Genomic DNA, 21148 nt, shown 5'->3' with positions numbered 1-21148 from the left:
TCGCTTCGTTATGTCTTCTATTCTTTCAGCCCCCGCGAACCGAGTCAAATTGACTCTTTTCGCGAAACCTGCCGAGAATTTCCAACCGCCCCTTTCGGGACAACCCCTCTAACCTATCAGGCAATCCGGACAGATGCGAACCAACCGGACAAGCGATCAAGAAGTGGGATTCGCCGCACCACACTCCTTCGAGGCGGGGCGACAGCAGAAACCCTAGCAGGACTCTCGAGGCACTTCACGCCACTCAGGCAACCTAGAGGTCATTCCCACCTCACCGGCTCCCCAAACCTCGGGTCCTCGCAACCAGTTGGCAAGCCATCCGCAATCGCCCCCCGGTACGAAGTAGGCACGCGCTCACTGCGCCCGTGGAGGTGCCCGCATGACCCGCTCGGAGTTTGACGACATCCGCGCTGCCATCGCCGACGAGAGCAATCGCGTCAGCGACCTGCTCAGGATCGCCAGCACGCTGCTGGACGACCTGGAGCACGTACGTATGCGTGAGGCTGCCCTCCGGAGCTACTACCTGCGCCTGGTGACCGCGGCCCGCGCCACCGTCGCCGCGGAGTCCGCCGGAGCGCCCGAGCCGCTGGTCTTCCTCAAGCACGAGCTCGACGAGCGCGGCCAGCTGCCGACCGACGACGAGACGGTCCAGCGCATCCTGTCCGACGCGCGCGCCGCCGCGGCGCTGCTCGTCGCCCTCGATCAGCCCGTCGTTCCCAAGCGGACGGGGTTGCGCCTGCGCCGGTGCGTGGGCACCAGCCGTACGCTGCCGCGATGACGACCCGGCGCATACGCGGTCTTGGCGGACCGCCTGCCAGACTGCCCACATGTGGCGGACGGCGGGAAACTGGGCCGCGCTAGCCCTGGTGGCAGGCTTCGCGGTGCTCTGGACGGGTGTGGTGGTCTTCGTGGCCGACACCACGCCTGCGTGGATCCGCGCCGCTCAGGTGCTCTTCGGCGTCATGCTCGCGGCCTGGGCCGTCCACAAGGCCAGATCGCTCCGTGCCCGGCATATCCGATAAATCGCCGCAAAGTGAGTATTCTGGTGCTATGAGTGATCAACCTTACGAAATCTCCCAGGACATGGGTGATGACGTGCAGGAATCCTCGATCGCCATGTACAAGGACAGCTATCCCGAACGGCACCACATCAACGAGATCGACGACGAGTGCACTCGAGGGATCTTCCACTGGATGAACGAGGAAGACCGGCGCGTCACCGACGCCCACCCCGATCCGCTGGAGGAGCCGAGAACCTTCAGTGAGGACGTCTAGGGCTGGAAGCGGTATCCCATTCCCGGCTCGGTCAGCAGATGGACAGGGCGCGCGGGGTCACGCTCGAGCTTCCGCCTGAGCTGGGCCATGTACTGGCGCAGGTAGTGCGTCTCCTTCAGGTACGCGCTGCCCCACACCTCCGTCAGCACCTGCCGCTGGCTGATGAGCTTGCCCGGATGGCGTAGCAGGAGCTCCAGGAAGTGCCATTCGGTGGGCGTCAGCCGTACCCCACCAGAGATGGTCTTGGTCGCCAGATCGATCTCGTGGTCGCCGATCCGCACCGACGCCTGGTCGTCAGGGGACGCCTGCGTCCTGCGGGTGACCGCGCGGATGCGGGCGAGGAGCTCGTCGATGCCGAAAGGCTTGGTGACGTAGTCGTCGGCGCCGGCGTCGAGGGCGTCGACCTTGTCGTCGCTGTCGGCTCGGCCCGACAGGACGATGATGGGCACGCCCGTCCAGCCGCGCAGACCGTGGATGACGTCGACGCCGTCGAGATCGGGCAGCCCGAGATCGAGAATGACCAGGTCGGGGTGCCAGTCGGCGGCCTGGCGCAGCGCCGAGGTGCCGTCCTCTGCCACCGCGACCTCGTACTCCCTGGCCGCGAGGTTGATCCGCAACGCGCGCAGCAGCTGCGGCTCGTCGTCGACCACCAGCACGCGCGTCATGAGACGATCTCCAGAGAGACGATCATGGTGAGTCCTCCTCCTGGTGTCTCCTCGGGCACGAGTGTGCCGCCCATCGCCTCGGTCAGCCCGCGTGACAGCGCGAGACCGAGCCCCACGCCGGTGTGGTTGTCGCGGTCGCCCAGTCGCTGGAACGGCAGGAACACTCGATCGTGCGCCTCGGGCGGGATGCCGGGACCACGGTCGATGATCCTGATCTCCACGGAGGAGCCGTGGGAGCTCGCCGTGACCAGCACGGGGCTGTACCTGACGCCGTTGCCCATCAGGTTGACCAGTACCCGTTCGAGCAGGATGGGGTCTGCCATGACCTCGGGCAGGTCGGCGGGGAGGTCGACCTTCACCTTGTCGCCCACGTCGGCCGCGGCCTTGGGGACGATCTCCTCCAGGGAGACGTGCTGCAGCGAGAGCCCGAGCACGCCTGCCTGGAGGCGGCTCATGTCGAGGAGGTTCTCCACCAGTCTGTGCAGTTTCACCAGCGACTCGTCCGCGGTGGCCAGCAGTTCCCGCCGGTCGGCGGGGCTCCAGTCGATCTCGGTGCTGCGCAGGCTCTCCACGGCCGCCATCGCCGACGCGAGGGGCGTGCGCAGGTCGTGGCTGACCGCCGCGAGCAGCGCGGTGCGCATCTTGTCGGCTTCAGCCAGCGGGCGCGCCGCCTCGGCCTCCTCCCTCAGCCGCTGGTGGCGCAGCGCCACCGCGGCCTCGGCCGCGAACGCCTCCAGCACGCGCCGGTCCGCGGCGTCCAGGAGCCTTCCCCGTACGGCGAGCACGAGGTCGTCGTCGATCACCACGTCCGTGTCGCCCGAGCCGGGGTCGGTGCACGGGGGACCTCCCGCCATGGACACGATCCGCCAGCTCTCCCCCGCCCGCTCCAGCAGCGTGACCGAGGTCAGCCCGTAGATCTCGCGCAGCCGTTCGAGCAGCGGCTCGCCCCTGAGCATCTGCCCGGCCAGCGTCGAGAGCACCTCCGCCTCGGCGCTCGATCTCGCCGCCTCCCTGGTACGGCGGGCCGCCAGGTCCACCACCGTGCTCACCATCGCCGCGACGAGCACGAAGATGACCAGCGCGAGCAGGTTCTCCGGCGCGTGGATCGTCAGGGTGTGCACGGGAGGTGTGAAGAACCAGTTGAGCAGCGCGAACCCGAAGACGGCCGCGGTCAGCGCGGGCCACATCCCGCCGACCAGCGCCACCCCCACCACCATCAGCAGGAACAGCAGGATCTGGCTGGGCAGCGTCAGGTCGCTCTGGAACGGCAGCAGGGCGAGGGTGAGCAGCGGCATCGCCAGCAGCGCCATGGCCCAGCCCGCCGTCCTACGCCTGCGGGTGAGGACGGCACGCGATGCAGGGGGCCTGCCGGGGTGGTGGGTCGCCTCGTGCGTGACCAGGTGCACGTCGATCGAGCCGGACAGCGCCGCGGTCGTGAGGCCCACGCCGCGGGCGAGGATCTGCGCGAACCTGCTCCTGCGGGAGGCGCCGAGCACGAGCTGGGTGGCGTTGACGCCTCTGGCGAAGTCGAGCAGCGCGCGCGGGATGTCGTCGCCGACGACCTGGTGGTAGGTGCCGCCGAGACTCTCCACGAGCGCGCGCTGCCTGGTGAGGCTGGCGAGGTCGGCGCTGCTCGACAGTCCGTCGGCCCTGGTCACGTGGACGGCCAGCAGGTCGGCGCCCTTGCTCCGGGCCGCGATGCGGGCGGCCCGCCGTACGAGAGTGTCGCCTTCGGGGCCGCCGGTCAGGGCCACGACCACGCGCTCGCGCGCCTCCCATGTGCCGGAGATGCCGTGGTCGGCACGGTAGCGGTCGAGCTGCTCGTCGACCTTGCCCGCGAGCCACAGCAGCGCCAGCTCGCGGAGGGCGGTCAGGTTGCCGACGCGGAAGTAGTTGGACAGGGCGGCGTCGACGTTCTCCGGCTCGTAGACGTTGCCGTGGGCCATCCGCCTCCTGAGCGCCTCAGGCGACATGTCGACCAGCTCGATCTGGTCGGCGCGGCGCACCACCTCATCGGGTACGGTCTCGCGCTGCGGCACTCCGGTGATCTGCTCGACGACGTCGTTGAGCGAATCCAGGTGCTGGACGTTCACGGTCGAGATCACGTCGATGCCCGAGCCGAGGATCTCCTCGACGTCCTGCCAGCGCTTGGCGTTGCGGGAGCCCGGCACGTTGGTGTGGGCCAGCTCGTCGATCAGCGCGACCTTCGGCCGGCGGGCGATGACGGCGTCCACGTCGAGCTCGGTGAACTCGGCGTCCCGGTGCCGCAGGTGTTGGCGGGGGAGGATCTCGAGTCCATCGAGCTGCTCGGCGGTGCGCCTGCGGCCGTGCGTCTCCACGAAACCGACGACCACGTCCCTGCCCCGTGCGAGGGCCCTGTGGCCCTCGCCGAGCATCGCGTAGGTCTTGCCCACTCCGGGGGCCGCGCCCAGGTAGATCCGCAACCTCCCCCTGCCCATGCCTCCAGACTATGGCCTGTACGGCGGCTTGCTCCCCCAGTCCCACCTGGGCACGGGCTCGTGGCGTGGCGCCTGGGCCTTCGGTCCTGAGAAGTAGAGCGCCAGGCGCGTGCCCCACTCGATGTAGCCGGCGAACGCCGCCCTGAACTCCGCGTCGCGGGGCAGCCCGACCTCATCGGCCGCGTCCATGAGCAGGTTCACCCATCGGCGGCGCTGTGGCTCGGTGACGCCCTTGCCGAGATGCTTGGAGACCATGTGCGTGTGGCCGCCGCGCTCGCGCGTGTAGGTGTCGGGGCCGCCGAAGACCTCGCCCAGCCACATCGCCACGTATCGCGGGTGCCCCGGATCCATGCCCGCGAACAGGGGCCCGACCAGGTCGTCCTTCTCGACCTTCGCGTAGAAGGTCTCGGTGAGCCGCTCGAGCGCCGCGGCGCCGCCCGCCCACTCGTACAGGGTGGGCTCGGTCCTGGTGATGACCTGCTCGTAGTGCCGCATCTCCTCGATGTTCGACACATACGGCTTGATTTCTGCGAAAAACTCCCCGAAGTGGTCGCTCTTTCTGAAACCCTCCAAGTGGTCCTCGGCTGAGGTCCACTCGATGCGCAAGATGTAGCACTCCGGCTCGTCCACGGATCGGGACAGCTCGTAGTTCAGGCACTGCGGCGACTTGCCCAGCGGTACGACCGCCCGTTGGTAGGCGGCCTCGAAACCCTCCGCGTCGGGAACCCGGTAGCGGATGTACTCAACAATCACGTAATGATGTAATCACCATGCGGCCTTTGCCACAACCATGGAATATCCACACATATACCGGCACACTCGGGGTGTGGATCCACTCCTTTCGTGGCTACTCAGCGCACTGCTCCAGTTCGTGATCGTCTATTTCGCGGTACGGCTGGCGCTCAGGCACGACCGGGACAGCCGCGACGGCGCCTGAGACAGGTTCTCTATCCGTCCGCCCGCACCCCGCCCCCTACCAGGCGTTGGGTTTTCGCCCCTACGCCCGCACCGTGACGTTCGTGCCGGGCGGTCTGCGGTAGCGGATCCAGGCGTCGCCGCTCTGCAGGTGGCCCGTCATGCGCAGGACGACGCCGTCCCGCGCAGGAGGCGTGGGCGGCTTGTTGTGGACGTGCCCTGACCGGCCGGTCGTGACCTCGTCGGAGCGCACCCACCACCCCCGTGGCACGACGATCCAGATGTCGGCGAACAGTGAGTCGCACCGCACGTCCATCGACACCTCGCGGTGCGGGCACGTCGCGTGCATGAAGTTGAGGCGCACCGTGCCCCACCCGCACTCGACCTCGATGCGCGGCGGCACCACCCAGTGGCCGACCTGCTTGACACTCCTGGCCCAGCCGGTCGACAGCCGCAGCACGTCGGGGACCTCCAGCCCACCACCTGGGTCGCCGACCTCGCCGAGGCCGGGAAGGTCGGCGACGATGGCGTCGAGCTGGCCGCAGGTCAGCGCGGCGTAGGTGCGGTCGAGCCGGTCGTCGAGCTCATCGGTGCTGATGCGTCCGTCGCCGACCGCGAGCCGAAGGATCTGCGCCACCCGGTCCCTGTCGCTGTCGCCGGCCCGGAGCTGTGCCCGGTCGGTCATACGTTCACAGTAATGATCGACGTCACTTCCGGCCAGACCCGATGATCGACTCCCGCCGGGCCGCGCGTGAATGACGTTTCATTCATCTCCGCGGTGAGCATGGGGTCAGCGGGGGGGTGATGGCGAGATGCGCTTCGACGTCATCGTGGAGACACCGCGGGGGTCGCGAAACAAGTACGAGATGGACGTCGACCAGCAGCGGATCCGCCTGGACCGGCTGCTGTTCACCGCCACCGCCTATCCATACGATTACGGCTTCCTGCCCGACACCCTGGCCGAGGACGGCGACCCGCTGGACGCGATGGTGTTGGGAGAGGTGCCGACGTTCCCCGGTTGCGTGATCCGGTCCCGTCCTGTCGCGGTGTTCTGGATGCGCGACGAGCAGGGACCCGACGCCAAGATCCTTTGCGTGCCGGCCGACGACCCTCGCTTCGACCAGTATCAGGACATGGAAGACGTCCCGATCTACGTACGCGGCGAGATAGGACACTTCTTCGCCGTGTACAAGGACCTGGAGCCAGGGAAGACCGCCGACGCGAGGGAGTGGGAACCTCGTGAGTGCGCGGAGCGCTTGGTCGCGGAGGCCCTCGTCCGATTTCGAACGGCAGGCTGACGGTCCGTCTCCGGATCGGCGCCTCACCATGGCGATCGGCTCCACAGACACGAAGAAGGCCCTCAGGGAGAATCTCCCTGAGGGCCTTCTTCACTGGTAGCGGGGGCAGGATTTGAACCTGCGACCTCTGGGTTATGAGCCCAGCGAGCTACCGAACTGCTCCACCCCGCGTCGGTGTGTGTCTAAAGACTATCGGTGACGCGGGTCTGGTGCAAATCAAGAACTCGGCGAAGCCGAGGGTGTCGGAGATCCAGTCGGGCCGGCGCTCGGTGTGGCGCTCGGCGTGGCGGTCGGCGTGGCGGTCGGCGTGGCGGTCGGGCTCGTCGTCGGCGTGGGCTGGATGGCGGAGTTGCGGCCGAGGGCGTTCAGGGCGTCCTGCAGGCGCTTCTGCGCCTCGCCGTACTTCACCCAGTCGGGCGGAGAGCTGGCCAGCGCCTTGTTGGCGTCGTCGTACGCCTTCTGGGCGTCGGCGATCAGCTTGGCCGTGACGGTGACATTGGCCGGTTGGCCCGTCTGCTGATCCTGCCCGGTGGTCTGCTCGGCGGCCTTGCCGCTGAAGACCTGGTCGAGCGCGTCCTTCAGCGTGTTGCCCGAGCCGACCGTGCTGCCGTACGCCACCAGGACCCGCTTCAGGATCGGGAACGGCTCCTGGCCGGCCGCGGCCGCGGTCTGGACGTAGACAGGCTCGACGTAGACCAGGCCGTCGGCGAAGGGCAGCGTCAGCAGGTTGCCGTAGCGAACCGTGGCGTTGCCCAGGCCGAGCAGGTTGAGCTCGCCGGAGAACTTGTTCTGGAAGTTGTTCTGCGCCTGTCCTGGACCGGGGATCGAGGTGTTGGACGGCATGCGCAGGATGCGCAGCTTGCCGTAGTCGGGTCCGTCGGTCGCGTCGACCGCCATGAAGGCCGCCAGGTTGGGCCCCTGGCGCGGGACGAAGGTCGTCGTCAGCGAGAAGGACGGCGACTGCTTCGGCATCGTGGTGGTCAGGTAGTACGGCGGCTGCTTGACGTCCCTGTCGCCCTGGGAGGGGTCGAAGGGGACGTTCCAGAAGTCCTGACCGCTGTAGAAGGCGTTGGCGTCCTCGATGTGGTACTGCGACAGGATGTCGCGCTGCACCTTGAACAGGTCCTCGGGGTAGCGGATGTGCTCCTTGAGGCCCTGGCTCATCTTGCTGGCGGGCTGGATGACGCCGGGGAAGGCCTTGCTCCACGTCTGCAGGATCGGGTCCTTGGAGTCCCAGGCGTAGAGGGTGACCGTGCCGTCGTAGGCGTCGACCGTGGCCTTGACCGAGTTGCGGATGTAGTTCACCTGGTCGCGGGGCTGCTGGGCGACGACGCCGCGGAGCACCGTGGCGTCCTCGGTCATCGAGGCCAGCGACTTGCTCTGCGAGTAGGGGTAGTCGTTGGACAGCGTGTAGCCGTCGACGATCCAGGTGATGCGCCCGTCGACGACCGCCGGGTAGGGGTTGCCGTCCAGGGTGAGGAACGGCGCCACCTTGGCGACGCGGTCGCGCGGGTTGCGCTCGTAGAGGATCTTGGAGTCGTCGTTGATGTCACCCGACAGCAGGATGTTCTTCTCGCCGTACTTGGCCGCGTAGACCAGGCGGTTGAAGAACGAGCCGACGGGCACGCCGCCCCTGCCCGTGTAGGTGGTGTTGGCCTGCCCGGTGCCGCCGCTCTCGGGGAAGTTGAGCTCCTGGCCCTGGCCCGCCTTGGCGTCGGGGCCGCCCGCGATGACGTACTCGGTGTCCACCTGCTCGCCGAAGTAGACGCGCGGCTCCTTGACGGTGTCGCCGAGCGTGCCGATGACCGGCATGTCCTTGGCGTCGAAGTTGGGCAGGCCCTCGGAGTCGACCTCGTTGCCCGGCGCGGCGACGAAGCCGTAGCCGTGGGTGTAGACGAGGTGCTTGTTGATCCAGTTGTTCTGCTGGGCCGGCGGACCCGTCAGCTCGCGGACCGCGACGACGTGGTCGCGGGGTACGGGGCCCGTTCCCTTGTAGCGGTCGACGTCCAGCTGGGTGGGGAAGTCGTAGAAGCCGCGGATGCGCTGCTTCTGCTGGAAGGTCTTGGCGACCAGGTTGGGGTCGAGCAACCGGACGCCCGACACCGAGACGTCGCCGTCGGCGGTCACCTTGCTCGGGTCGGACTGTGCGGAGTAGGGGATGACCTCGCTGCCCGCCACGCCGTACGCGTCACGGGTGGCCGCGATGTTGCGGCCGATGTAGACGGCCTCGCGCTGCTGCTGGTTGGGCTTGACCTGGAACTGCTCGACCAGCGCGGGGTAGACGCCGCCGATCAGGATCGCCGACAGGACCAGCAGGCCGAAGGAGACGCCAGGGAGCATGCCGCCGGGCCGTACGACGCCCGCGAAGAAGAGCGCGGCGCAGATCAGCGCGATGATCGCGAGGATCGTCTTGGCGGGCAGGACGGCGCTGACGTCGGTGTAGGACGCGCCGTGGACGAAGCCGCGGTCGGAGAAGACCAGGCCGAAGCGGTCGATCCAGTAGGCGACCGCTTTGAGCAGCACGAAGACGCCCAGCAGCACCGACAGGTGCACGCGGGCGGCGCGGGAGGCGTGGACGCCGGGCGACTGCAGCCGGAACCCGCCGTACAGGTAGTGCGTGATCGCCGCCATGATGATCGCGATGATCACCGCGGTGAACAGGAAGTTCAGCACCATCCTGATGAACGGGTAGTCGAACATGAAGAACGAGATGTCCATGTCGAACAGCGCGTCGGTCTTGTTGAACCGCGTGCCGTTGACGAACTGGAGCCACGTCTTCCACTGCCCGGCGAACGACGAGCCCGCGAACAGCGCGAGCACGGCCATGCCGATGATGAAGATCAGCTTGCGGTGGGGGTCGAGCGCCAACCGGTAGCGGTCGGCGCCGCTGCCCCCGCCGAACATGGCGGGACCGAACATCGGGCGCATCCTGAAGGCCAGCAGCATGTTGCCGCCGACGATGCCCGCCATCAGGAGCGCACCCACCACGAACAGCCCGATCTCGGTCAGCAACACGCCCGAGAAGACGGAGGTGGCCTTGACCGAGTCGAACCAGAGGTAGTCGGTGTAGATGCCGGAGAACAAGAAAAAGGAAGCCACGATCGCCACCAAAGCGATGGCGACTGGAAGAAGCAGTCGCGGTCGACGGGGCAAACGCATCCCCCGACCGGGTCCTGGGGTCCGGAATGCCAAGGCCAACCCCTCGTCGTGATGAGCAAACGGTCCGTGATTGGCAACCTACACCGGCCCGGCTGAGCTGACGAAGGATGCCGTACGGCTAACGCTCAGGGGGCCGGGAAAGTTCACCCCGCCGGGCAGGAGGGCACTTCTCCCTTGCCCGACCTGATCGCGTCGAGCGCCTGGACGGCATCGTGGAGGGTCTCCGCCTTGACCAGCCTGAGCCCGTCGGGGGCGGCCTTGACGGCTTCGGCGCAGTTGTCGGCGGGGGTGAGGAAGACCGTCGCCCCCGAGTCCCTGGCGCCGACCATCTTCTGCGCGATGCCCCCGATACCGCCCACCTTGCCTTCGGGGGTGATGGTGCCGGTGCCCGCGATCGACTTGCCGCCGGTCATCGCACCGGGGGTGAGCTTGTCGATGATGCCGAGGGCGAACATCATGCCCGCGCTCGGCCCGCCGACGTCGCCGACGTTGATGTTCACCTTGAACGGGAACTTGTACTTGGCCTGCATGACGATGCCGATCATCGCGATGCCCTGCTTGGAGGCGACGCTCTTGACCGTGACGTCCTGCTGCTGACCGCTCCTGGTGATGCCGAAGACGATCTCGTCGCCCGGCTTGTGCGCCTTGACCGCGGCGGAGACCTGCTCGGTCGAGGTGACCGGCTTGCCGTCGACGGTGCGGATCTCATCGGACGGCTTGAGCCTGCCCGCCGCCGGCGCTGTCTTCTCCACCGACAGGATGGTCGTCACCATGGAGTAGTCGATCTTCAGCTCGGTCAGGGCCGCGGCGGTCGCGTTGTCCTGGGAACTGGTCATCTCCGCGGTGTTCTCCTGCTCGACCTCCTCGGCGGTCTGCGTGCGCGGGAAGATCGACTCTTCGGGCACGACGGCCGAGGTGGGATCGACCCAGCCGCGCAACGCGGTCAGCAGGTCGGGTCTGGCCCGCGGGCCGCCCTGGTAGGAGACCGTGACCAGGCTCAGCGTGCCGTCCGTCGGGTAGGTCTGCCTGCCGTCGATGGAGATGACAGGCTTCTTGTCGACCTCGCCGATCGTGTTCTCCGTCGGCCCAGGGCTCAGCACGACGTACGGCACGTCCAGCCAGGCGCCCGCGATACCGAGCGCCAGGACCAGGAAGCCCGCCACCAACAAGGTGATTGCACGTCGTGACATGGGGATGAGCTTATTCGCAGGCGCCGACCCACTCGGTCGACCCATCGGCGAACACCTGGTGTTTCCAGATCGGGACCTCGGACTTCAGGTCGTCGATCAGCCTGCGGGAGGCCGCGAAGGCCTCTCCCCTGTGCGGGCACGCCACCGCGACGATCACCGCGATGTCGCCGAGCTCGAGGTCGCCCACCCTGTGGACGGCGGCCAACGCCGTCACGGGATAGTCGGCGGCGACCTTCTCCGCCACCCTTCTCAGCTCGTCGACCGCGCTGGGATGCGCGGAGTACGACAGCTTCGTCACGGCCTTGCCGTGGTCCTGCTCGCGAACCGTGCCCACGAACAGCGCCGTGCCTCCGGCCGCGTGGGAGCCCACGGCCGCGAACACCTCATCGACCGACAGCGGGGTGTCGCGAATGTCCAGCAACCGAATCACGCTCAGAGCCTACGCTTCTTTCGCACCTGCCTCACGATGGCGGCTGTGCCTATCACGGCGACCGTGGCGCCGGCGGCGGTGAGCGTGGCCTCCTTGACCGGCAGTCGCCTGCCGACCACGGTGGTCTTGTTCCCGCGCAGCTCGAGCAGCTGCTCCAGCGCGGCCTCGTTGGACCAGGCGGGCTTCCATCCGGCCTCGCGCAGGCTGACGCAGTCGACGACCCATGGATAGACGACGTAGTGGAGATCCGTCGCGGGGGCGGGGGTGATGCCGAGGCGGTGCAGGCGCTGTGCCGTACCGAAGGTGAGGCCGGCGGGCAGCTCGAATCCGCGGATCCCGGACAGCTCCTCCACCTGCTCCTGTTCGAGCCAGCCCTCGGAGCCGACCGCGACCACGCCCGTGACCACCCCGCGGGCGGCCAGCTCCAGGGCGGAGACCAGGTCGTCGATGTGGCAGAACTGCCAGCGCGGCGAGCAGCCCTTGACCGTCAGCAGCCTGGGCGACTCGAAGTGCCTGGTGATGACGGTGTCCATGCCGGGGCCCACGACGGCGGCGGGGCGCAGCACCGTCACCTCGAGGCCGGGATGGCTGCGCGCGGCCCTGCGCACCAGCGCCTCGATCTCCAGGTAGTCGCCGACCACGCCGGTGTCGGGCTCGGCGGCGACCGCGGCGCCTTCGGCCAGCGGCACCTCGTTGTCGGGGGCCGCGCCGTACACCATGGCGCTGGTGACCAGGACGACACGGCGGACGCGTGCGGCCGCGCTGGCGGTCAGCACCGTCTGGGCCGCGCGCAGGTTGTAGGCGCGCCGCTCGGCCGGGTCGGAGTCGAGGGCGTAGTCGCCGGCCAGATGGACCAGGACGTCGATGTCGGAGATCCGGTTCGCCAAGAGCGGATCTCGCACGTCGATCACTCGCCAGGTGACGTCCTGGACGTCGCCGCGCTGCTCGTCGATGGCCACCACCCTGCGGAAATCCGCGTTGGTGGCGAGCTTCGCGATGAGCTCGCGGCCGATGCCTGAGGACGCGCCGGTGACGGCGACGACTGGTTGGCGCGGGCGTTTCGAGGTAGGCACCAGGTCCTCACTTTGCACTGATCCGCCGTAGGACGACTAACGTGGCGGATGTGGACTCCTCCATCCTGCACGAGGTAGAGCGGTGACTGACCTGCCAGGTCGCGAAAACGACCCCAACGAGAACCCGTTCGGCATGTTCGGCAACCCTGAGCAGATGGCTCAGGCGATGCGCCAGTTCGCCGACATGCTGTCGGCGCCTCAGGGCTCGGGCCCTGTCAACTGGGACATGGCGAAGAACATCGCCCGCCACGCGGTGGTCGCCGAGGGCGATCCCAGCGTCATGGAGGGCGAACGGCGCCAGATCGTCGACGCCCTGCAGCTGGCCGACCTGTGGCTCAACGAGGCGACCGCGCTGCCGAGCGGGGTGTCGAACCCGCAGGCGTGGAGCCGTTCCGAGTGGATCGAGAACACGATCCCCGTCTGGCGCAAGCTGTGCGAGCCGATCGCCGAGCGCATGGTCGACACCATGGGCGGCGTGATCGGCGGCGGCGACCTGCCGCCCGAGGCCCAGCAGATGGCCGCGCAGCTCGGCCCGCTCATGGGCATGATGAAGCAGATGGGCGGCATGATGGTCGGCCAGCAGATCGGCCAAGCCCTCGGCTCGCTCGCCCGCGAGGTGATCGGCACGACGGACATCGGCCTGCCGCTGTCCGACACCGCCGCGCTGCTGCCCGGCGGCATCGCCTCCTTCAGCAACGGCCTCGAGCTGCCCGCCGACGAGATCAGGCTCTACCTCGCGCTGCGCGAGGCGGCCCACCACCGGCTGTTCCAGCACGTACCGTGGCTGCGCGCGAGCCTGTTCGGCGCGGTCGAGGAGTACGCCAGGGGCATCACGGTCGACACCTCCGCCCTGGAGGAGCAGATCCGCGGCCTCGACATCAACAACCCCCAGGCGCTCCAGGAGGCGCTGAGCGGCGGCGCGCTGCTCAAGCCCGAGGAGACAGAGCGGCAGAAGGCCGCCCTGGCCCGCCTCGAGACCATGCTCGCGCTGGTCGAGGGCTGGGTCGCCACGGTGGTCGACGCCGCTGCCGAGGGCAAGCTGCCGTCCGCGAACGCGCTGGCCGAGACGGTACGGCGACGCCGCGCGACAGGCGGCCCCGCCGAGACGACGTTCAGCACGCTGGTCGGCCTGGAGCTGCGGCCCAGGCGGCTGCGCGAGGCCGCGGTCCTCTGGCAGGCGCTGCTCGCCGACAAGGGCGTCGACGGACGCGACGCGATCTGGGGCCACCCCGACCTGATGCCGACGGCCGACGACCTGGACGACCCCGACACGTTCGTCAAGGGCGACACCGCCTGGGACATCTCCAAGCTCGAGGACGGCGAGGCTTGACCCTTCACCGCGACGCGGTAGCCGTACTCGCTGGATGGTCCGCGCCCACCGCGGCCGAGGAGGAGCTCAGGCGCGAGTTCCTCGAGCACCTGCGGCGGCATCCCGACGCCATGACGCGCGGGTGCGCGCCGGGGCATCTCACGGCCACCACCGCCGTGCTCTCGCACGACGGGGCGAGCGTGCTGCTGACCCTGCACCCGAAGGCGGGCATGTGGCTGCCCATGGGCGGCCACTGCGAGTCGTACGACGGCTCGCTCGCCGGTGTCGCGCTGCGCGAGGCCACGGAGGAGTCGGGGATCGCAGGGCTCCGGCTGCTACCAGGGCCGCTCGCGCTCGACAGGCACAAGGTGTGGTGTCACCCGCCCCACAGCTGGCATCTCGACGTGGAGTACGCGGCGGTCGCCCCCGAGGGCGCGGAGGCGGTGATGAGCGAGGAGTCGCTCGACCTGCGCTGGTTCCCCGTGGACGAGATCCCCGAGCTGTCCGACGAGGCCACCAGGCTGCTGGCCAGGCGTGGCCGGCAGGTTCTTACGGCGGGTTCACACTCGCTCGGTTAGAGTCCCCTGGCAGGGGGTTATGTGGACATGGTCGGTGGCACGATCGTGACGCCCGCGCGTCGCGGATTCCCGTTCAAGAAGCTCGCGTGGGTCGCGGTGTCACCGTTCGCCGTGTGGGCCGCCGCCAGGGTCGGCGGGCTCGAACGCGGCTCGCTCACCACGCAGCTCATGACGGCCACGCCGTACGCGGCCGCGGGTTCCGTGATCCCGCTCCTGATCGCCCTGGCCTCGCGCAACCGCGCGGCCTCGGCCGTGGCCATGATCACGACCGCGGCCCTGAGTCTCAGCGTCCTGCCCCGAGCTCTCGGTACGGCTGACGCCACCGCGGGCAGGCCGCTCAAGGTGCTCACGCTCAACATGCTGTTCGGCAGGGCGGACGCGGCGTCGGTCATGGAGCTGGTGCGGCGCTTCGATCCCGACGTGCTGTCGACCCAGGAGCTCACGCCCGACGCGGTCGAGCGGCTCGACTCGGCCGGTTTGAAGGACCTGATGCCGTACCGGGTGCTGGAGGACGAGTACGGCGCGGGCGGCAGCGGACTCTACGCGAAGTACCCGCTGACGCAGCTGTGGGGCCTGATCCCGCCGACCGGGAACAAGATGCCGGCGGCGACGCTGGCGCTGCCGGGCGGCAAGCCCGTCCAGGTGGTGGCCGTGCATCCCTTTCCGCCGCTGGGCCCGCAGGTCCAGGAGTGGAACACCGCGCTGCGGGCGCTCCCCGCCTCCTCAGGCGACGCCGTGCGGGTGCTGGCGGGCGACTTCAACGCCAGCCTCGACCACGCGGCGATGCGCGAGCTGCTCGGGCGGGGCTACAAGGACGCGGCCGACGAGGTCGGTGAGGGTCTGGTGCCCACCTGGCCGGCGAACAAGCGGATCCCGCCGATCATCACGATCGACCACGTGCTGGTCGACTCGCGGGTGGGCGTGCGGGAGGTCGGCGTGCACACGGTGCCAGGCACCGATCACCGGGCGGTCTTCGCCGCCCTCACCGTGCCGTGACGGCTCTGGTGTTGTCCCAGCCTTCCAGACCGGGGTCGAGGCGGTCGAGGTCGGCTCTGGCACGCAGGCGGTGCCAGCCGGGGGTGGTGGCGACCATGCGGGGGCCAGGGGCCTGGGCGCGCAGCTCCTTCACCGGGTCGACCGCGTCGAGGTCGGGGGCGGCCCAGTCGGGGAAGGGGAGGGTCGCCGCGATGGCGACCGCGCCGCCTTGCTCGGCGGGGCAGACGGTCAGCTCGGCCCTGCCGAGTTCGCGGAACAGCTTTCCGATGAGGAGGGGCGGCAGGTCGGGGGCGTCCCCACTGACAATCACCGCTTGATCAGCATTTATCGCCTTGAAGATGTCCTTAAGCGGTGTGTCCTCATTTATCGGGATAATGTCCGTGCCGGGCCACAAGAGATGATCCAAACCGGGAACGCTCGTGGCGAGGACGGGCGTGACGAGTTCGAGGCCCGCCACCATCTCGTAGGTGTCCTCGACTATGGCTTCCAGGAACTCACGAGGATCGCCGGGTGCGGCATTCGTCATGCTTTGCCGTACAAGAACGGCGACAACACGGGTCAACACTCCTCCGGGGTGCTGCTGGCCGCGGCGGAGAATCCTTCAAGGAAGCCGCGCGCCCGCTCCGCCTTGGGATACTGTTCGACCAGTGCCCAGAAATCGGGCCCGTGGCTCGGCACCAGCAGGTGCACGAGCTCGTGAATGATGACGTAGTTGATGACCCACTCGGGCAGCCCCTTGAGGCGCGTCGAGATTCTGATCGTGCCGCTGTCAGGGGTGCATGAACCCCATCTGTGCTGCTGGTTGTCGACCCATCGAACGCTGGTCGGCTGGGGCTTGCCGTCGAGGTACTTCGCCGAGAGCTCGATGGCCCTTTCCAGCAGGGCTTCGTCCGTCGGACGCCTGCGCTGCTCCTTGGCCGCCAGCCGATCGAGCATCCGGCTCACCCATTCATCCGCATCCTCGCCGCTCAGCCAGGCGGGCAGGAGCACGATGGTCTTGTCGCCGTCGCGGTACGCGGAGACCGTACGCCGGCGACGAGAACTTCGACGGACCTCGACTCTCTCGGGGGACACATATGCACGTTAGCCGACACTGACGAAATTCCACAGGGGGTGAGCCTCTGTTTTCGCTGGTCAGCATGATTAAGAGCCGGTGAATTTGGGCACCCGCCTTTCCCGATGCGCGGTGAGGCCCTCAAGCATGTCGTTCGAGGTCATCGTCACCGGCTGGGCCAGCGACTCCCATTTGAGCGCCTCATCGAGGTCATTGTGCGCAGTCTTGAGGGCGATTTTGGTCAGCCGAGTCGCGATCGGAGCGTTGGCCGCGACACTTCTCGCGATCTCCAGAGTTTTCGGAAGAAGATCGGTTTTCGGGAACGAGCGGTTGATGAGGCCTTCGCGCGCGGCGTCCTCGCCGCTGATGGTCCTGCCGGTGAGGAGGAGCTCGCGCGCGAGGTTGATCCCGCCCCTGCTCGGGAGCAGGTAGGTGGCGGCCATGCCGGGGTGCAGGCCGAGCGAGGTGAAGGGGGCCAGGAGCTTGGCGTCGTCGGCGGCGTAGACGAGGTCGCACGCCAGCGCCACGCACAGGCCCGCGCCGACGGCCGGGCCGTTGACCGCGGCGATCGTGGGGATCTCCAGGTCGGTGATCGACAGCCAGGTGCGGTAGAAGGCAAGCATGCGGTCGCGGAGCGCGGGCACCTTCTCGTCGCCGCGCTCCGCCAGCCACGACAGGTCGCCGCCGGAGGAGAAGGCGCTTCCCTCGCCGGTGACCACCAGGCAGCGGGCGTCCCTGTCGGAGGCCAGCGCGCCGATCGTCTCGGCCCATTCGGCGGTCATGCCGTCGGTCATGGAGTTGCGGCGGTCGGGGCGGTTGAGGGTGAGCAGGACGACCCCGTCGTCGTGCCGATCGATCAAGAGCTCGTTCATTGGGAGAGAGTATCCACAGCCCCTCGCGGGGGCGGCACGGGTTATCCACAGGGCGGGGGAAACCGCTCCGTGATCATGATGCGCGGTGCGAATCTTGCGCGCCATGAGGCCACGTGTGAAACCAGTGCTGCGCAGGATCCTCCGTGACGAGCACACCCTCCAGTTCGGCGTGCATCCGCGCAGGGCGATCCTGGTGAGCGATCTGGCGCCTTCGGTGAAGCAGTGGATCGACCGGCTCGACGGCACGAGGGAGATCGGGCAGGTGATGAGGGAGGCATCCAAGGCGGGGCTGTCGGAGGAGGGCGCCCAGTCGTTGCTCGACACCCTCACGGCCCGTGGGGTGCTCGACGACGCGGCCGTGCGGCCCGCTCCCCTCGCGCGACTCACGTTGGCCGAGCGCGACCGGTTGCGGCCCGACCTCGACGCGCTCGATCTGGCCTCCACCACGCCTGGGGGCGCGCTCGCGACGATGCGCAGGCGAAGGGAGGCGCGGGTGCGGGTCTACGGCGCCGGCCGGGTGGGGGCGCAGGTCGTCGCGCTGCTGGCCGCCTCGGGGGTGGGGCAGGTGCGCGTGATCGACCCTGAGCCCACCAGGCCGGAGGATCTCGTGCCGGGCGGGCTCGGCTGGGAGGAACTGGGGCTGCCGCGTGAGGAGGGCGCGGTGTCCGTGGCCAGACGGATCACGGCGGGGGCCGCCCGCTCTCCCGTCTCCGGCGCCTCGGCCGGACCCCCGGTCTCCGGGGGCTCTGTCCAGGGCACCTCGGCCTCCAAGCCCTCGACCTCTGAAGGCCCCGTGCCTGAAAGCCCCTTGCCTGGAGGCCCTGTGCCTGGAGGTTCGGTGCCTGGAGGCGCGATGTTCAGAGAGTCGATGCCTGGAGGCTCGGCGCCTGGACGGTCGATGCCCGAGGGGTCGGCTTCGGAGGGGTCGGTTGATGCGCGTGCCGGTGGGCCGCAGCTCGGGGACGGGTCGCAGCGGCCCGACCTCGTCGTCCTCGCGCCTGTCGGCCCGCTCGACGCGGTGCTGGTGTCCGAGCTGGTCGCGATGAAGATCCCCCACCTGCTTGCGGCCGCCTTCGAGGGCCACGGCTCCGTCGGCCCTCTCGTACGGCCGGGCGAGACCGCGTGCCTGCACTGCCTCGATCTCGCGCGGCGCGATCGCGACCCTGCGTGGCCGATCGTCACCGCCAGGCTCGGCGGCTTCCCCGCGGGCGAGATCGCTTGTGGTTCGGCACTGTCATCGCTGGTCGCGGCGGCCGCTGCCGGACATGCGCTTGCTCATATCGATGGTCAGGACAGCGCTGTGACAAACGGCACAATGGATGTTTTGCCTGATTGGCGATGGAAGCGCCGATCCTGGAGGGTGCATCCACAATGTCGTTGCTGGCGAAACGACCTAGGTGCGCTAACAATGGTCGAGCCAGGTTCTTGCTGCTGACGGGCCAGCCGCAGAACCGAGGGCCCCGTCAGGTCCGGACCACGAAGGGGGGAAGCGGCATCTCGACATGAGATGTCGCGCGTCATGGTGAGTGATCTTCCGCGTCGCGCCGTCACGCGCTCCGCCAAGCTTGCGACCCTTCCGCTCGGGTTCGCCGGCCGTACGGTCATGGGCATCGGCAAGCGGATCGGCGGCAAGTCGGCCGAGCTGGTCGCCCAAGAGATCCAGCAGCGCACCGCCGAGCAGATCTTCAAGGTGCTCGGCGAGCTGAAGGGCGGCGCGATGAAGCTCGGCCAGGCGCTGTCCATCTTCGAGGCGGCGCTGCCCCCCGAGATAGCGGGCCCCTACCGGGCGACGCTCACCAAGCTGCAGGACTCCGCTCCCCCGCTGCCCACCGCCACCGTCCACAAGGTGCTGGCCGAGCAGCTGGGCGACGACTGGCGCGACAACTTCCAGTCCTTCGAGGACCGGCCAACCGCAGCCGCCTCCATCGGACAGGTCCACAAGGCCGTGTGGCACGACGGCAGGGCGGTCGCCGTCAAGATCCAGTATCCGGGCGCGGGCAAGGCGCTGCTCGGCGACTTCGCCCAGCTGGCGCGCCTCGGCAAGCTCTTCGGGGTGCTGCTGCCCGGGCTCGACATCAGGGCGGTCCTGGCCGAGCTGCGCGAACGCATCGCCGAGGAGCTCGACTATCTGCACGAGGCGGAGGCGCAGCACGCCTTCGCCCAGGAGTTCGCCGACGATCCCGACTTCTTCGTGCCCGATGTCATCGCGGCCAACGAGGAGGTGCTGGTCACCGAGTGGATGGACGGCACTCCGCTGTCGCGCATCATCACCGACGGCACCAAGGAAGATCGTGACAGGGCCGGGCTGCTGTTCGTGCGCTTCCTGTTCTCCTCGCCGGCCCGCGTCGCGATGCTCCACGCCGACCCGCACCCGGGCAACTTCCGCATGCTGGCCGACGGCAGGCTCGGCGTGCTCGACTTCGGCGCGGTCAACCAGCTGCCCGACGGATACCCGAAGATGTTCGGCCAGCTGACCCGCATCTTCAACCAGGGCGACATGGAAACCGTCGTGGCTGGACTGCGTGACGAAGGCTTCATCCAGGAGCACATCGAGATCGACCCTGAGGCGTTGCGCGGGTTCCTGGCCCCTTACGTGGAGCCGACGGCGGTCGAGGAGTTCACCTTCAGCAGGGAATGGCTGCAGGCACAGGCGGCGAGCGCGACCGACCTACGCCCGACGAACGTGGTCAGGCAGCTCAACCTGCCCGTCTCGTACGTGCTGATCCACCGGGTCCATGCGGCGGGGGTGGGGGTGCTGTGCCAGCTCGGGACAACCGCCCGCTTTCGCGACGAGGTGATCCAGTGGGTCCCGGGCTTCGCCGACGAGGCCGTCGGCTGACTCCTGCGCCGTGACTGACGCAGGGGCGAACCATCTCCCTTCCCCCGCACCTGGCCTCCACCCCCAGCCTCCGCCGTCCACCGTCCCGCCCCCTACTCCCCTCGCCCGCTCCCTCCGACCCTCCGGCCACCGGCTCTTCTCTCGCCCACTCCCTCCGGCCCCGCCCTGGCTCTTTGGGTTCCTCGTCGAGCCCGACCTTTCCGTCGGCCCGCGCGCCCTCAGACCTCGCGACCGGCCCAGGCTCACCGCCGACCAGGCCGCCCTCGCCCAGCAGCTGTACGACACGCGGGACAAGACCGTCCAGCAGATCGCGGACCTGTTCGGGGTGCCGCGCTCGACGGTGTACGGGCACCTGAAGGGCAACGCAGTACGCCGCCAGCCGAAGAGGGCCCCGGAGGGGCCGTAGGCGGGACGCGGGGTTGGTCAGTCGGCCCGCTCGGGGTCGGATCCTGGTAGGGGCCCGAGGTCGAACTGTTGGGAAGATGCGGAATCGGGATGTAAGAAAGCCTTCCTTCGGACCACTTGCTCTACGAACGTTTGCCCCCAACCGAAGGAACCGGCTTGCCAAACCCCCATGAGCGCTTCACCGCGCTCTACAACACCTACCCCGCCTGTGGGTCCTGTGGGCGCCGCTGGCCACGGCGGCGATCGTGGCCCTGGCCTTCGCGCTGGTGACGAACCTGGCATCAGCCCCTGCCGTGCTCAGTCCGCCGAGGACCAACCAGGAACTGTTCGACCTGGCCGACAGGATCGAGAAGCTCCCCGCAGTGAGCGGCGCCTACTGGCGCGATGTGAGGATCGACGGCAACCACCTGTCCAGCGGCGGCTACAGGCTCGTGGTGGTCGGCCGCCGCGAGACCTGGCAGCCCCGCGACCCCGCCCATTCGGTGCTCGAGCAGGTGTGGCGGCAGGTCAGCGCCCGCCCGGCCACGGCCGAGGACGAGCGCGCCTGGCGGGCGGCGGGAGCTCCCGCCCGGGTCAAGGGCCACTGCGAGACCAGCGGGCCGTGCGGATCGATTCCGATCGCCGATGAGCC

The 21148-nt window shown here is 68.8% G+C and carries 22 protein-coding genes and 1 tRNA gene; 11 read left to right on the top strand and 12 right to left on the bottom strand.

Annotated features, from left to right (window positions below; genetic code table 11):
• Positions 1-379 precede the first annotated feature (379 nt).
• The 3 genes from AB0B45_RS50280 to AB0B45_RS50270 are packed head-to-tail and all read left to right on the top strand — an operon-like array spanning position 380 to position 1275.
• The gene (locus AB0B45_RS50280) at positions 380-778 is read left to right on the top strand and encodes a hypothetical protein (RefSeq protein ID WP_358145971.1); all 399 of its coding nucleotides are present in this window, start codon (positions 380-382) and stop codon (positions 776-778) included.
• Between the two features lie 49 nt (positions 779-827).
• Complete coding sequence (locus tag AB0B45_RS50275; protein ID WP_358145969.1) at positions 828-1022, top strand: hypothetical protein; 195 nt, start codon at positions 828-830, stop codon at positions 1020-1022.
• 28 nt (positions 1023-1050) lie between these two features.
• The gene (locus AB0B45_RS50270; RefSeq protein WP_358145967.1) at positions 1051-1275 is read left to right on the top strand and encodes a hypothetical protein; all 225 of its coding nucleotides are present in this window, start codon (positions 1051-1053) and stop codon (positions 1273-1275) included.
• Here AB0B45_RS50270 and AB0B45_RS50265 read toward each other — a convergent pair.
• The 4 genes from AB0B45_RS50265 to AB0B45_RS50250 all read right to left on the bottom strand — a co-directional run bounded on the left by AB0B45_RS50265 (position 1272) and on the right by AB0B45_RS50250 (position 5999).
• The gene (locus AB0B45_RS50265) at positions 1272-1940 is read right to left on the bottom strand and encodes a response regulator (RefSeq protein ID WP_358145966.1); all 669 of its coding nucleotides are present in this window, start codon (positions 1938-1940) and stop codon (positions 1272-1274) included. The two genes, AB0B45_RS50270 and AB0B45_RS50265, sit on opposite strands and share 4 nt — an antisense overlap.
• Positions 1937-4399: a DUF4118 domain-containing protein gene (locus AB0B45_RS50260; protein ID WP_358145964.1), complete on the bottom strand. Its 2463-nt coding sequence runs from the start codon at positions 4397-4399 to the stop codon at positions 1937-1939. Before AB0B45_RS50260 ends, AB0B45_RS50265 begins: the two co-directional genes overlap by 4 nt.
• A 9-nt stretch (positions 4400-4408) precedes the next feature.
• The gene (locus AB0B45_RS50255) at positions 4409-5152 is read right to left on the bottom strand and encodes an antibiotic biosynthesis monooxygenase (RefSeq protein WP_358145962.1); all 744 of its coding nucleotides are present in this window, start codon (positions 5150-5152) and stop codon (positions 4409-4411) included.
• Positions 5153-5396: 244 nt separating this feature from the next.
• Positions 5397-5999 carry a DUF1707 domain-containing protein gene (locus AB0B45_RS50250; RefSeq protein WP_358145961.1) on the bottom strand — a complete coding sequence of 201 codons (603 nt, stop codon included), beginning with the start codon at positions 5997-5999 and terminating at the stop codon, positions 5397-5399.
• Between the two features lie 127 nt (positions 6000-6126).
• Between AB0B45_RS50250 and AB0B45_RS50245 the strand changes: the two genes are divergently transcribed.
• Positions 6127-6612 (top strand): inorganic diphosphatase, encoded by a 486-nt coding sequence (locus AB0B45_RS50245; protein WP_358145959.1) that lies wholly within the window; start codon positions 6127-6129, stop codon positions 6610-6612.
• Between the two features lie 94 nt (positions 6613-6706).
• On the opposite strand, the gene AB0B45_RS50240 is transcribed toward AB0B45_RS50245, so the two are convergent.
• From AB0B45_RS50240 to AB0B45_RS50220, 5 genes are all read right to left on the bottom strand, one after another.
• Positions 6707-6783: transfer RNA gene (locus AB0B45_RS50240), tRNA-Met, on the bottom strand.
• 45 nt (positions 6784-6828) lie between these two features.
• The gene (locus AB0B45_RS50235; RefSeq protein WP_358145957.1) at positions 6829-9771 is read right to left on the bottom strand and encodes a UPF0182 family protein; all 2943 of its coding nucleotides are present in this window, start codon (positions 9769-9771) and stop codon (positions 6829-6831) included.
• A gap of 143 nt (positions 9772-9914) precedes the next feature.
• On the bottom strand, positions 9915-10961 hold the full coding sequence (locus AB0B45_RS50230; protein ID WP_358145956.1) for a PDZ domain-containing protein: 1047 nt from the start codon (positions 10959-10961) through the stop codon (positions 9915-9917).
• Between the two features lie 10 nt (positions 10962-10971).
• Positions 10972-11397: a molybdenum cofactor biosynthesis protein MoaE gene (locus AB0B45_RS50225; protein WP_358145980.1), complete on the bottom strand. Its 426-nt coding sequence runs from the start codon at positions 11395-11397 to the stop codon at positions 10972-10974.
• Entirely contained in the window at positions 11394-12467 is a 1074-nt protein-coding gene (locus AB0B45_RS50220) for an NAD-dependent epimerase/dehydratase family protein (RefSeq protein ID WP_358145978.1), read from the bottom strand. The genes AB0B45_RS50225 and AB0B45_RS50220 overlap by 4 nt, the downstream gene beginning before the upstream one ends.
• Positions 12468-12597: 130 nt before the next feature.
• Here AB0B45_RS50220 and AB0B45_RS50215 point away from each other — a divergent pair, with 130 nt between their 5' ends.
• From AB0B45_RS50215 to AB0B45_RS50205, 3 genes are read left to right on the top strand one after another with little or no spacing between them, the layout of a single operon-like run.
• Positions 12598-13794 carry a zinc-dependent metalloprotease gene (locus AB0B45_RS50215; RefSeq protein WP_358145976.1) on the top strand — a complete coding sequence of 399 codons (1197 nt, stop codon included), beginning with the start codon at positions 12598-12600 and terminating at the stop codon, positions 13792-13794.
• Positions 13791-14351, top strand: a complete 561-nt coding sequence (locus tag AB0B45_RS50210) for an NUDIX hydrolase (RefSeq protein ID WP_358145954.1) — start codon at positions 13791-13793, stop codon at positions 14349-14351. Before AB0B45_RS50215 ends, AB0B45_RS50210 begins: the two co-directional genes overlap by 4 nt.
• Positions 14352-14378: 27 nt before the next feature.
• Positions 14379-15347, top strand: a complete 969-nt coding sequence (locus AB0B45_RS50205; RefSeq protein WP_358145975.1) for an endonuclease/exonuclease/phosphatase family protein — start codon at positions 14379-14381, stop codon at positions 15345-15347.
• Here AB0B45_RS50205 and AB0B45_RS50200 read toward each other — a convergent pair.
• The 3 genes from AB0B45_RS50200 to AB0B45_RS50190 all read right to left on the bottom strand — a co-directional run bounded on the left by AB0B45_RS50200 (position 15334) and on the right by AB0B45_RS50190 (position 17273).
• On the bottom strand, positions 15334-15657 hold the full coding sequence (locus AB0B45_RS50200) for a hypothetical protein (protein ID WP_358145952.1): 324 nt from the start codon (positions 15655-15657) through the stop codon (positions 15334-15336). The genes AB0B45_RS50205 and AB0B45_RS50200 overlap by 14 nt on opposite strands.
• 248 nt (positions 15658-15905) lie before the next feature.
• Positions 15906-16421 carry a M48 family metallopeptidase gene (locus AB0B45_RS50195; protein WP_358145950.1) on the bottom strand — a complete coding sequence of 172 codons (516 nt, stop codon included), beginning with the start codon at positions 16419-16421 and terminating at the stop codon, positions 15906-15908.
• 69 nt (positions 16422-16490) lie between these two features.
• Positions 16491-17273 carry an enoyl-CoA hydratase-related protein gene (locus AB0B45_RS50190; protein WP_358145948.1) on the bottom strand — a complete coding sequence of 261 codons (783 nt, stop codon included), beginning with the start codon at positions 17271-17273 and terminating at the stop codon, positions 16491-16493.
• 103 nt (positions 17274-17376) lie between these two features.
• Here AB0B45_RS50190 and AB0B45_RS50185 point away from each other — a divergent pair, with 103 nt between their 5' ends.
• The 4 genes from AB0B45_RS50185 to AB0B45_RS50170 all read left to right on the top strand — a co-directional run.
• Positions 17377-18708, top strand: a complete 1332-nt coding sequence (locus AB0B45_RS50185; protein WP_358145946.1) for a thiamine biosynthesis protein ThiF — start codon at positions 17377-17379, stop codon at positions 18706-18708.
• 87 nt (positions 18709-18795) lie between these two features.
• Entirely contained in the window at positions 18796-20112 is a 1317-nt protein-coding gene (locus AB0B45_RS50180; protein ID WP_358145973.1) for an AarF/UbiB family protein, read from the top strand.
• 10 nt (positions 20113-20122) lie between these two features.
• On the top strand, positions 20123-20518 hold the full coding sequence (locus AB0B45_RS50175) for a hypothetical protein (protein ID WP_358145944.1): 396 nt from the start codon (positions 20123-20125) through the stop codon (positions 20516-20518).
• A gap of 244 nt (positions 20519-20762) precedes the next feature.
• Positions 20763-21148: hypothetical protein (locus AB0B45_RS50170; RefSeq protein ID WP_358145943.1), on the top strand; the 386-nt coding region annotated here is incomplete at its 3' end.

It is taken from the genome of Nonomuraea sp. NPDC049152 (assembly GCF_040648355.1).
Classification (GTDB): Bacteria; Actinomycetota; Actinomycetes; order Streptosporangiales; family Streptosporangiaceae; genus Nonomuraea.
This window is presented reverse-complemented; position numbering and strand designations above follow the sequence as displayed.

Coding starts and splice junctions, on each gene's coding strand:
- AB0B45_RS50280 (WP_358145971.1), top strand. CDS start 380: ATGACCCGCTCGGAGTTTGACGACATCCGCGCTGCCATCGCCGACGAG.
- AB0B45_RS50275 (WP_358145969.1), top strand. CDS start 828: ATGTGGCGGACGGCGGGAAACTGGGCCGCGCTAGCCCTGGTGGCAGGC.
- AB0B45_RS50270 (WP_358145967.1), top strand. CDS start 1,051: ATGAGTGATCAACCTTACGAAATCTCCCAGGACATGGGTGATGACGTG.
- AB0B45_RS50265 (WP_358145966.1), bottom strand. CDS start 1,940: ATGACGCGCGTGCTGGTGGTCGACGACGAGCCGCAGCTGCTGCGCGCG.
- AB0B45_RS50260 (WP_358145964.1), bottom strand. CDS start 4,399: ATGGGCAGGGGGAGGTTGCGGATCTACCTGGGCGCGGCCCCCGGAGTG.
- AB0B45_RS50250 (WP_358145961.1), bottom strand. CDS start 5,999: ATGACCGACCGGGCACAGCTCCGGGCCGGCGACAGCGACAGGGACCGG.
- AB0B45_RS50245 (WP_358145959.1), top strand. CDS start 6,127: ATGCGCTTCGACGTCATCGTGGAGACACCGCGGGGGTCGCGAAACAAG.
- AB0B45_RS50235 (WP_358145957.1), bottom strand. CDS start 9,771: ATGCGTTTGCCCCGTCGACCGCGACTGCTTCTTCCAGTCGCCATCGCT.
- AB0B45_RS50230 (WP_358145956.1), bottom strand. CDS start 10,961: ATGTCACGACGTGCAATCACCTTGTTGGTGGCGGGCTTCCTGGTCCTG.
- AB0B45_RS50215 (WP_358145976.1), top strand. CDS start 12,598: ATGTTCGGCAACCCTGAGCAGATGGCTCAGGCGATGCGCCAGTTCGCC.
- AB0B45_RS50205 (WP_358145975.1), top strand. CDS start 14,379: ATGGTCGGTGGCACGATCGTGACGCCCGCGCGTCGCGGATTCCCGTTC.
- AB0B45_RS50190 (WP_358145948.1), bottom strand. CDS start 17,273: ATGAACGAGCTCTTGATCGATCGGCACGACGACGGGGTCGTCCTGCTC.
- AB0B45_RS50185 (WP_358145946.1), top strand. CDS start 17,377: ATGAGGCCACGTGTGAAACCAGTGCTGCGCAGGATCCTCCGTGACGAG.